The organism is Ferroacidibacillus organovorans (genome assembly GCF_001516615.1).
Classification (GTDB): Bacteria; Bacillota; Bacilli; order Alicyclobacillales; family SLC66; genus Ferroacidibacillus; species Ferroacidibacillus ferrooxidans_B.
In genome coordinates this window covers 80358-91859 of the sequence record NZ_LPVJ01000029.1, presented here as the reverse complement: position 1 = coordinate 91859, position 11502 = coordinate 80358, and the positions used below count along the sequence as shown (strand labels likewise).

Genomic DNA, 11502 nt, shown 5'->3' with positions numbered 1-11502 from the left:
TACCTAACGGTAGGTCTGTCGCCAACCCCCGTTCGGGACTTGCACCCTAAAGATTCCGCCCATGCCGGGCGTACATACAAAAAACATCCGGCGCTAAGGCAGCCGGATGTTTTCAAGTCTCCACTCTACTCGCGAAGAACGGGCTGTTCTGACACCGTAACACCAGGTTGTTTGAGACTTGAAAGCACACTTGAAGCGACATCCCACGTCAGATTCTCAGGATATGCATTCTCATTGTGCAAAACAATGTCAAGACCAATGCGCTCCTCTTCCGGCGTCACCCGCAGACCCATGATCACATCGACCAATTTTAGCAGCACGAACGTCCCAACCCCCGAGAAAATCCACGTTGCCGCCACCCCAATCAATTGCACGACAACTTGATGAGGGTTTCCGTAAAATAACCCATTGGCACCACTTGAATTGACAGAGACCGTCGCAAAAAGTCCGGTCGCAATCGCGCCCCACGTTCCACCGATTCCGTGTCCACCAAAAGCGTCAAGCGCGTCGTCGTAGTGAAAGATCCCTTTGATCACAGTCGAGGAGAAAAAGCAGATGATGCCGCCGATGGCGCCGATCAAGATCGAACCGCCTATGCTTACAAAACCACACGCAGGCGTGATCGCAACCAATCCTGCAACCGCACCGGCACAAGCGCCAACCAGTGTCGCGTGACCTGTGCGCCAGCGTTCCACAGCCATCCACGCAAGCGCCGATGCCGCAGTCGCAGTATTTGTGACAAGAAACGCATTGACAGAGAGTTCGTTTGCGGCAACTGCACTTCCTGCGTTGAAGCCAAACCACCCAAACCATAGGAGCGATGTGCCAAGAAGAACAAGAGGAACATTATGCGCCTTGATCGTCGGCGATCCATGTTCAGCGCGACGGCCGAGATAGATGGCACAGACCAATCCGGAGATCCCTGAACTGATGTGAACAACGGTGCCGCCAGCAAAATCAAGAATGCCCAAGTTGTGGAGCCATCCGCCGATCCCCCACACCCAATGCGCGAGCGGATCGTAGATGATGGTCGCCCACAGCGTGATGAAAAGAAGAAAGGAAGAAAACTTAACACGTTCTGCGAGTCCCCCAACAATCAACGCGGGTGTAATGATGGCGAACATCATTTGAAAAATCCCGTACAACTCATTGGGTATCGTTGGCGCGTAGTTCGGATCAGGCGCGCCCCCCACTCCATTGAAAAGTACCCATTTCAAACTCCCGATGACATGCCCTACATCAGGGCCGAATGCCAAGCTATATCCGAACAATACCCATTGAACGGAGACGATCAAAACCACGGCAAAGACCTGATACAGCGTTGTGATGACATTTTTATTCCTTACTAGTCCACCGTAAAAAAAGGCGAGACCAGGAGTCATCAAAAGAACAAGTGCTGATGACGCCAAAATCCACGCCATGTCTCCGGAATTCAACATTGGTGACCCCTCCGTCCCTTATGTTATATTATTTCACACAGAGAGTGTATCACTAAGAAATTTTCGCGTCAATATGTCAGTATACATTACACAAAGAAAAATCGATTCAATCTCTCGCTTCTGGCAACTTGCCAAACGTTTCTAACCAAACCCGTAATTGGGAAATTCGCTCTGTATGACACGAATAATAATGCCAGACACCTCTTTGCTGGTGAAAAACAAGCCCCGCCTGTCGCAAAATGGCTAGGTGTCGCGACACTGTAGACTGAGGCAAAGCCAAGAGTGCGCATAGATCTTGAACGCAAATCCCATTGACAGTTTGTCCATCCACGCGGCAAAAATGTTGATTGTCATTTAACGTTTCAAGCAAGACGCGGCGGATCGGATCTGCCAACGCCTTCCACGCCGCGTCAAAATCCAAGGATGTATGACTTGTCCGCAGTGTATCGCCCATGTTCTACCCCCATCAAATCTACGGAATGACCATTTATAAGGATACGTTATAGAAGGGGTTTTTACCATACTGAATGATGATCATTCCAGTACGCTTTGCACGATTGAATGCAACAGGAAGCAAGAACCCAAAACCCCCTCCTATCAAAACTGTTCAATAAGAGAGGATTTTCGTTGCTTCAATACTTACAGCGCCACTAGTCGCGCGACGCCAAATACACAGCGAACTCCGCAGTGTACTTTGCCGACACCTTTCTCATCTCTCGCGTCAAAAGTGAGCGTGCCGGTTTTGGATTCATCTCAATGAACCACACTCCCCCGTCTGCGTCGACACCGAGGTCATAACCGGCAATCCCAAAGGTTGGATGTTTGCTTTCGACCATTTTGGAAAGTGCGTGCGCCGCTCGCTCCAGCCTTTCAGCAGGAAACACGCCATAATTTTTTTCAAACACATCTTTCGCTTCGAGCAGACTCAGCCGATGGCCGCCTGCAACAAGGTTTGTGACAACCCCCCCGCGATCGGCCACTTTCGGTACGACTCCGACGCGCCGCCACACACCTCCGATATCTCTTTGCATCACGACGCGAAAATCCATTCTTCCCTGATCCACGTGAACAAGCGGTATCTCTTCCTGAATTAGATGTGGCTTGCGGGCCAAAAGGCGCTTCGTAAACGCATTGAATTCAGAAGTAGAGAAGTCTCGCCTCATTTTACCCTGTTCAAGGTAGCGATCACACTGCACGGAAAAGCCCCGCGCCGTTTTCGCAACACGAAACACATTGCGTCCGCCATAGCCGCCTATTGGCTTTAAATAGGCCGTCTGATGTTGATCAAAAAACGTCGTGATTTGTTCGAATCGCTGTACAGCAATCGTTTTTGGCACACGAATCGTATCATCTGGAAGCTTTTGCGCCATGTTGTTCATGGTGAATTTTCCTGGAACGAGTGGATTGAAAAGCGGAATGTCGAGATGTTTTGCATCACGTCTGAGTGGTCTCGCCATTCCTTTCATGACAAGATGAACAAACACATTCTCATAGATCGCACCAAGATGCAGACCGTTTTTTCGAGTAAAACATGATTTTGTTTTGTCGCCATCATCCAAAAGTCCCGTAAAACCTCGATCCAAATCCCCATACGCGCGAGGATCAAGCAACACCACGCGATGATCCAAACGCTTTGCGTGCTTTGCCATCTCCGTAAAAAACGTGGAGCGCACCTGTTTCATTTGCGGATATACTGTTGTCGCAACACCGAGTAGATTTGTCCGGCTCATGATGCTGCCTCCTCCACAACGTCAACGAAGTATATGTGGAAATGTTCCATGAGGTCCCAGGAATCGCGTGGAATATGTGCGCCCATTTCCACGCGCCTGCAAAAGTAGACAAACAACAAAAAACGCCCACGCGGGCGTCTTTATCCGACACTGCAGCTTTCCCTATCGTACAATTTCACCGTCCACGTACTCTACGCGCACATTCGTGGAAATTCCCCCACGCACGTTGTAACGCCCGATGAGTTCCATGTATTTCGGCTTGGCGTATTTAATAAAGTCATCGGCAATCAAATTGGAGACCTCTTCGTGAAAATGGCCTTCATCACGAAAGCTCCAGAGATAGAGCTTGAGTGATTTTAGCTCGATGATGTACGGCCCCGGGCGATAGCGAATCGTAATCGTCCCAAAATCGGGCTGCCCCGTTTTAGGGCAAAGCGTCGTGAACTCAGGCGCCTCAATCGTGATTTCATAGTCGCGATGCGGGTAAGGATTGGGAATCGGATCAAGCTCTTTAGACGGTTTTGTCGACACGATAAAATCACTCCTCATTTCCACCATTTCATTATTTCAAATACGCAAACAATCACTGATCAGCCATACCCTCCGAATGTCCTCTGCTTCCGGTATACTCATCCGCCGTTTCCAATTGCGCTTTGAGCATGCCAAGCTCCTGCGTCAGGCGCACCGTGCGATTGGTCAAGCGCGACAGCACGACCGTGAGATGAAGCATCGTGCCAAGCATAAACAGGAACCCCACCAGAAACAATAGCGACGGCGCATAATAGATGCCAAGCACCTTCGCCACGTGATTCAAAAGCCCCGGCGACACAGACAAAACGGTCAACACAATGCCCATACCCAACCAAAACAACGCGTACTGCTCAAGAAGAAGACGCCGCCTCATCAAATCGATGACGACAATCAGAAAGATCAAACTGACCAAAAAGCCGACGAGATCGATAATCATGACTCGCCCTCCCGCCGCGCCTCTTTACCGCGCATCACTTCCAATAAGATAGCCAGGGAAACTTTAAACATGTAATACGCAGATCGCATCACCGTAATCGACGATCGTCCCGCTTGCCTCTCTTTCATTTCGACCGCCACCTCGCGGATGCGCAGCCGATGCCGATGGAGCAAAACGAGAACTTCGACCTCTGGATAGTCATGCGGATAAAAACGACTGAACAGCTCAATGGTCTTTCGGTTGACAACGCGATATCCAGATGTCGTATCTTTGATCGGGTAGCCAACCGCCATGCGAATCAGTGTAGCCAACATCACCATACCGACGCGCCGCGACGCAGACGAACGATACGCGGTGCGCTCCACGTAGCGTGAGCCCACGATCATGTCCGCATCGCCGCGCTCCATCTCATCGAGCAATTTCGGAAGATCTGCAGGATCATGTTGCCCGTCCGCGTCAATCTGAATGGCATAGTGGTAGCCTGCGCGCCAGGCGTACAAATAACCCGTTTGCATTGCTCCGCCTATGCCGAGATTGACGGGCAATTCGACCACCTTTGCACCCGCCCCCCGCGCCACAGCTGCCGTTTGATCTGTGGAGCCATCCGAAATGACGATCACATCCACCATGGGGCAAGATGAGAGTATACTCTCCACGACGTTTCCGACTGAGCGCTCCTCATTGAGCGCCGGAATGATCACCAACGCATCCTTCATGACCATCCTCCTTGACGCCAGCGCGCGAAAATCGGAAGATAGCTTACGACTGCCGGCACAAGAATCGTCGTCATTAAAATTAACGGATAGCCATACCTTGTAATCGGCAGAAAAACAAGTTGCACGGCAAGCAAGAACAATGTGGAAATCGCGAAAAACCGGGTAGCGCGAAACCACAAACCAACAATCATCGCGATACCTCCAAGAATCACCAAAATGCGGTGATACAGGACAAAAACGCTCAGATAAGCATAGAACCACGGCGTCCAAAACAGATAAGGCAATTTACCAAACAGGTACCAACCCAAAAAGAGCAGCGGCTGATGAGTAAACCCATGCAGCATGTAGTGAATGGCATACGTCTGCTGCGACTCGTGAAGTTTGCGCGATGTCTCGATAAGCGTGTTGATACCGACGAGAAAATAAGGATCCGCACCAGCCAAGAGTGGATTGCCCGCTTCTGTCGATAACGGAATAAAGCGATGAAAATCGATCGCATTGCGAATCCACCACGGAATCAACGGAAGAATGACAAACGCCACCATGATCCCATACAGCGGAAACCGCATTTTTAACGCGTGAAAGACGCCCGAGGATCGGCGATGAAACAAATCGACGAGTGCAACAAGCAGAAAAAGCGGCAAGACATTAGGACGAACCAATGCAGTCAGCCCGATTAAAAATCCAGTTAACGCATAGTCCACCACAAGTCCGCGTTTTACTGCATAACTTCCAGCGAGCAGGCTGCCCAACAAAAGTGGAATAAAAAGCGGCTCGGTCAGAAGCGTAAGTCCAACAAAGCTATTGGGCAGATAGAGCGCAGACAAAACGGCCGCCACGAGACCAGCGCGCTTCCCGGCAAAAAACACTCCCAAACGGTACGTCAGCCATAGTGAGACAAGCGATAAACCCTGCTGCAAAAGAAAAGTTTCGTGAACCATACGAAGCATGGTTAAATGAGTATGAAATGCCTGAAGCAATTTGTACACCACGGCAAGAAAAAGCGGGTATAGCGGCATTACATAGGCATCTGGTCCATTTCTAAATCCGAGATAGCCATGATCAATCACATGCAGCGCCATTGTGTTATAACGCAACATGTCACCGTACAACGTCACAGGCGTGTGATGCCAGAGTTGAAAGCGATACGCGGCTACAAGGATAAGAAGAACGACAAAAAGGGCATGGTCTTTCAGGAGCCGCAAGTCATACTCCTCCTATTCTTGCCCTAACCGTACCTTATGTCTGATTCCCTTGTCAAATTAGCCCACCCCTCCGTCCTGTGCATCCACCCGCTCCAGCCTATCCACCATTTGTTTTTTTGCACACCCGATATATGATGTGAATCAGACTTCTAGCTGGTTCCTGGTCAAGGAGATTACAAATTACTGGAGGAACAATCGAGTGTCCATACTGCCTACAGAGTTTGCATCCCTTTTTATTCACTGTTTCGGTCAGGACGCTTGGACAAACTATCTTGAACAGTTCAGTGAGCCACCTGCAAAAGGAATGCGCATCTCTCCATTAAAAGGAGCGACTCCTCCCCTTATAAATCCGTTCTTGACCGATCCGGTTCCTTGGACAAAAGATAGGGAAGGATTTTATATCCATCACAATCTCCATCTCGGACGCGACCCACTACACGCGACAGGATGCTACTACCTGCAAGAACCGAGTGCGATGGCGCCTGTTCCTGTCCTTGATCCAAAACCAGGCGAACGCGTGCTTGATCTTTGTGCTGCGCCTGGCGGGAAAACGACACAGATCGCCCAACGCATGAACAACAAAGGGGTGCTCGTCGCGAATGAACCAAACCGCGAACGCTGCACAATCCTCGCTGAGAACTTAGAGCGCCTGGGCGTTACAAACGCCACGATCACACAGCTTGATCCAGATGAGCTGTGTGAAACGTACCCAGCCTATTTTGACGCGATTCTCGTAGATGCGCCGTGCAGCGGTGAGGGGATGTTTCGAAAGGACGAAGACGCCCGCCGCATGTGGCAGCGCGAACTTCTTGCAACCTACGCGACACGCCAAATATCCATTCTGCGCGCCGCACTCGCCATGCTTCGCCCTGGCGGCCGGCTCGTCTACTCAACTTGCACGCTCAACCCAATTGAAAACGAAGCTGTGTGTGCTACAATGCTGCGCGATCATTCCACCCTCTCACTCGCTCCTGTTTTTTTACCCGAGGGACGCGCTGGGCTCACGACCAAAGATTTTATAAAACTAGGCAAGCACATCCCAGAACTTCAGGAGATCGCATCCACTTTCATCGAACCGCTCCCAAAGCTCGAGCACACAATGCGCATCATGCCAAACGCCGGTCGCGCAGAGGGACATTTTGTCGCCAAATTCAACTATGACGGAAACACCTCTATTAAAAGTGACGCCGTTCACACCAGAAACAGTTTTCCTTCTTTCGAGAAGAAGCAGCGGTCTTTTGCGAAAAAACACGAAAAAACGCTCACAACCGATCAAAAATGCCAATTCGAGAAATTTGCCAAAGAGACATTCACGGATCCCTCTGCGTGGCTCGACGACCTTTTGATGCGAGACTTTATCTCGACATCAAATGTGCTTTTTGTGACAACGCTTCGTCCAATTCCCACACGAAACGTCCTCCGCCCTGGTTTTCCGCTCCTGGAAACCAAACACCATCACGCGACACCACACCACGCACTTGCCCTCGCAACAAAACCTGAGAATCTGCGCGCCCCAGTGTGTCTTTCCTACGGAGATGCGCGCATCATCGCCTATCTGCGCGGAGAAATGATTTCACATGCGGGGCCAGATGGTTGGACCGTTGTCTTTCTTGACAATCTGCCGCTTGGTTGGGCAAAACGCGTCCAAAATCAATTAAAAAACCATTATCCAAAAGGTCTGCGCAGATCCTATTCCTTTGAGATCTAAAAGAACAAAGCAAACACTCACTCAAACATGGCACAAAACGCGCCATACTCGTGCACGTTTGATAAAAATCATATCCCTACAATGCAAACGTATGCACATTCGGATCGGTTGGAACTCGGATCGGATTTTCCGTCCTTCGGCGTTCATTCGTTCTAAAATTTCATCACACATTTTTATTTTTACTGATGTAAGGGGTTTCTTTCCTGTTATCAGACTTTTATTTGAGCATTCCATATAAATTCTACAAATAAATCGTAAGATCATAGCAGGAAAAAGAATCCGTCACATAGAATTTATCAAGCAGACGTTCGTGCAAACGATTGTGCGCACAACGAGACGCGATGAGCCCGGAGTGTTCAAACGTTCGCCGCTCATTCTCGCCATGTAAGCGTCTAACAAACCACCAGGGGTCAAATGGCAGCGTTGCGACGGAGACCTGCCGCCCAATCATAGAGAGGGGTATGTTTACATGAAACGCCTTACCAAAGCAACATCAATCGCACTGGCACTCGGAACGGCAGGGACACTTCTTGCAAGCGTAAGCAGTGGCGCTTTTGCAGCAACACGGCACGATAGCCTGCCCACCGGTCAGCACATCACCGTCTTCTCACACTTGACACCTCAAGAGCTTAGCGTCATGCAAAAACTTGCAAACGCGTGGGGCAAACAAACAGGCAACACAGTCACCGTCGTTCAGGACAACAGCTCGTTTCAAAACTTTGCAACGGCGTCACGCAGTGGCAAAGGACCTGATATTGAGCTTGGAATTCCTCACGACAATCTCGGCACTTTTGCGATTGAAGGCGTCATGGCCCCTGTGCCTGCCGGCCTGATTAACACGAAGGATTATATTAAGCCATCCATTCAAGCAGGCACAATCGGCGGCAAGCTTTATGGCATACCGCTTTCCTCTGAAACGTATGGGCTTTTCTACAACAAAAAGATAATTAAAACACCGCCAAAGACGTGGGCACAATTCATCTCAGAGGCAAAAGCACACGGATTTGCGTATGACATCAATAACTTCTATTACAGCTATGCGTTCATTGGCGGCATGGGCGGCTATGTCTTTGGCAACAATCACGGCGTCGCAAATGTCGGTCAAATTGGCCTTGACAACGCCGGCGCAATCAAAGGCCTCAGCATCATCAAGAGTTTCGTCTCGCAATACCATTTCATGCCTGCATCAATCACGGGCGACATTGCAAAATCACTCTTTCAAAACGGCAAATCCGCCTTCTACATTTCCGGCCCTTGGGACGTATCCTCTTTGCTTCAAGCGCACGTGAAATTTGGCATCGCGCCACTTCCGCTTTTGCCAAACGGCAGACACCCTGTCACCTTTGAAGGTTTCCAAGAGATGATCGTCAACGCCCGCAGCCACAATCAAGCGCTCGACTGGAACTTGGTTAAATACATCTCGCAACATGCGGCGGCGCAAGAACTCGCAGTCGGCGATCGCATCCCGGTTCTTGTCAAGGATGTGCACAGTAAAATGGTTTCATCGAACCCTTACGCTTATCCATTCGCCATTGCCGCACAATACGGAGTTCCCATGCCAAACGTTCCCCAGATGCAAGCGGTATGGACGCCTGCCGGAAATGCGCTTAGCTTCGTGACAAAAGGACAGGAGAGTCCTGCTGTCGCCGCACACAACATGGTGAAGCAAATTCTTCAAGGCGAGAGCATCATGGGCAACTAAGAAAGATGCTCAAAGAAGGGACCATCGTGTACCTTTGCTGACACGCTAAACGAGGTGCAGAGACATCGCACGAGGTGTCTCTGCTCTCTTTTAGAATCATCTCGAAACCAAAATTTGAATCTGCGAATGGCCGTGGATTCACCGCGGAGATAAAGGAGGTACTGCCGTGGCGATGATGACCACACCCAATGAAATTTCACCCGCGCGCAAAAAAAAGGTGCGTCGAAAAAATCAGCCTGTCGCTTATCTATACCTTGGCCCTGCGCTGATCTCGATTGCGATACTCGGAATCGCCCCCCTTCTCTACACCGTGTATATCGCATTTACAAACTTTGACATGTATCATTTTACTTCCTATCAATTCGTCGGGTTGCAAAATTTTATCGACATCATTAACGGACCGTATTTAAGCGTGTTTGAGCCAGTCTTTGTCTGGACGATTGTCTTTGCCGTGACAACGACGCTCGCAAACTACCTCGTAGGATTGTTCGTGGCTGTGCTTTTAAACAATGAGCACATGAAAGAGTCTAACATCTACCGCGCGATCCTTATCGTGCCTTGGGCCGTCCCTGCTCTGATCACCCAATTGAGCTGGTCAAACCTTCTCAATAAAGACTATGGTCCAATCAACCAGTTCCTGCACATTTTTGGCATTCACTCGATTCCTTGGCTCACCGATCCATTTTGGGCGAAAGTCTCTGTCTTGCTCGTGAATTTATGGCTCGGCTACCCCTACATGATGAGTGTGTGCCTTGGAGCCCTGCAGGCTGTTCCAAAAGATCTGTACGAGGCGGCGCAGATTGACGGCGCAAACTGGTGGCAGCAGTTTTTTTACGTCACCATCCCAGCCATCTGGAAGATCACCATTCCGCTGATCATTCCAAGTTTCGCGTTTAATTTCAATAATTTCAATGCGATTTACGCGTTGACACAAGGTGGTCCGGCGCGGCCAGACACGCAGTTTGCCGGGTATACGGATATTTTGATCAGCGCCGCATACAAAATGTCGCTCACCTTCAACAAATTTGAAATCGCGGCAGCGCTATCCGTTTTGGTGTTCATACTCGTTGGAGCCATCAGCCTGATTCAGATGAAGGCATCTGGCGCATTTCAGGAGGCGGATTGAACATGGCATCCCTCGCAACCGGCACACACGCTTTTATACCAAAGAAAAAAACACTCGCCCCCGGTCAGCGGCTGGTTTTATGGGTCTCGCGCATTATCATCTGGTTTTTCATTCTTCTTGCGATGTTTCCCATCTACTTCGTCCTGCTCGCGTCACTCAAAGGAGGGCAGTCCTTTTTTTCCGGGAATCTCTTTCCCCGCTCGATCACACTGCAAAACTATTGGACGTTGCTCACACAGACCAGTTTTCTTACGTGGATGAGAAACAGTTTAATCGTTGGCCTGCTCTTAGGTACTGTACAGATCATCTTCACCGCAACCTCCGCGTACGCCTTTAGCCGCATGAAATTTTTCGGCCGAAAATACGGACTGATGACCCTCTTGCTTTTGCAAATGTTTCCAAATGCACTTGCCGTTTCAGCGATTCTCGCGGTCTTGACCCAGCTCAATTTGCTGGACAACCTGTACATTTATGTACTCGTGCAGGCAGGTGGAAGCGCGTTTAACATTTGGCTGCTCAAAGGGTATCTCGACACGATTCCGCGCGAATTGGACGAGGCCGCCGTAATGGATGGGGCAAACTCCATGCAGATTTATCTGCGGATCATCCTCCCCCTCTCAGTTCCAATGCTTGTCGTCATCTTCTTGTTTACATTCATCGGATCGTTCAACGAGTTTTTGCTCGGTTCGACGATCCTTCAGTCACCATCAAACTATACGCTTCCGATCGGACTCTTTCAGTTCATTCAAGGTCAATTCGCGAAAAACTGGACAGAGTTCTCTGCCGCAGCGCTGCTCGCCGCCGTTCCGCTCACGGTTCTCTACGCCGTGTTCCAAAAATGGATTGTCTCCGGTCTTGTCGCCGGATCTGTCAAAGGCTGATGGAGTGCAGCAAGAAAGGAGATTGCCG

Annotated in this window: 11 protein-coding genes; 4 read left to right on the top strand and 7 right to left on the bottom strand. The window is 49.9% G+C overall.

The window, feature by feature from the left end:
* Positions 1–125: 125 nt before the first annotated feature.
* From ATW55_RS07845 to ATW55_RS07815, 7 genes are all read right to left on the bottom strand, one after another.
* Entirely contained in the window at positions 126–1436 is a 1311-nt protein-coding gene (locus ATW55_RS07845) for an ammonium transporter (RefSeq protein WP_201024951.1), read from the bottom strand.
* A gap of 109 nt (positions 1437–1545) precedes the next feature.
* Positions 1546–1893 carry an ArsR/SmtB family transcription factor gene (locus ATW55_RS07840; RefSeq protein ID WP_067715193.1) on the bottom strand — a complete coding sequence of 116 codons (348 nt, stop codon included), beginning with the start codon at positions 1891–1893 and terminating at the stop codon, positions 1546–1548.
* Between the two features lie 196 nt (positions 1894–2089).
* Positions 2090–3169 carry a YheC/YheD family protein gene (locus ATW55_RS07835; RefSeq protein ID WP_067715190.1) on the bottom strand — a complete coding sequence of 360 codons (1080 nt, stop codon included), beginning with the start codon at positions 3167–3169 and terminating at the stop codon, positions 2090–2092.
* 162 nt (positions 3170–3331) lie between these two features.
* A complete protein-coding gene (gene queF, locus ATW55_RS07830; RefSeq protein ID WP_067715186.1) occupies positions 3332–3700 on the bottom strand; it encodes a preQ(1) synthase in 369 nt (122 codons plus the stop codon).
* A gap of 52 nt (positions 3701–3752) precedes the next feature.
* Entirely contained in the window at positions 3753–4136 is a 384-nt protein-coding gene (locus ATW55_RS07825) for a DUF2304 domain-containing protein (RefSeq protein WP_067715182.1), read from the bottom strand.
* Entirely contained in the window at positions 4133–4852 is a 720-nt protein-coding gene (locus ATW55_RS07820) for a glycosyltransferase family 2 protein (protein ID WP_067715178.1), read from the bottom strand. Before ATW55_RS07820 ends, ATW55_RS07825 begins: the two co-directional genes overlap by 4 nt.
* Positions 4849–6057: a glycosyltransferase family 39 protein gene (locus ATW55_RS07815; RefSeq protein ID WP_067715175.1), complete on the bottom strand. Its 1209-nt coding sequence runs from the start codon at positions 6055–6057 to the stop codon at positions 4849–4851. Before ATW55_RS07815 ends, ATW55_RS07820 begins: the two co-directional genes overlap by 4 nt.
* 199 nt (positions 6058–6256) lie before the next feature.
* Here ATW55_RS07815 and ATW55_RS07810 point away from each other — a divergent pair, with 199 nt between their 5' ends.
* From ATW55_RS07810 to ATW55_RS07790, 4 genes are all read left to right on the top strand, one after another.
* Positions 6257–7765: an NOL1/NOP2/sun family putative RNA methylase gene (locus ATW55_RS07810; protein WP_067715172.1), complete on the top strand. Its 1509-nt coding sequence runs from the start codon at positions 6257–6259 to the stop codon at positions 7763–7765.
* A gap of 469 nt (positions 7766–8234) precedes the next feature.
* Complete coding sequence (locus tag ATW55_RS07800; RefSeq protein WP_067715166.1) at positions 8235–9467, top strand: maltose ABC transporter substrate-binding protein; 1233 nt, start codon at positions 8235–8237, stop codon at positions 9465–9467.
* 172 nt (positions 9468–9639) lie between these two features.
* Positions 9640–10593 (top strand): carbohydrate ABC transporter permease, encoded by a 954-nt coding sequence (locus tag ATW55_RS07795; protein WP_235587054.1) that lies wholly within the window; start codon positions 9640–9642, stop codon positions 10591–10593.
* Positions 10594–10595: 2 nt separating this feature from the next.
* Positions 10596–11474: a sugar ABC transporter permease gene (locus ATW55_RS07790; protein WP_067715163.1), complete on the top strand. Its 879-nt coding sequence runs from the start codon at positions 10596–10598 to the stop codon at positions 11472–11474.
* The last annotated feature ends 28 nt before the right edge of the window (positions 11475–11502 follow it).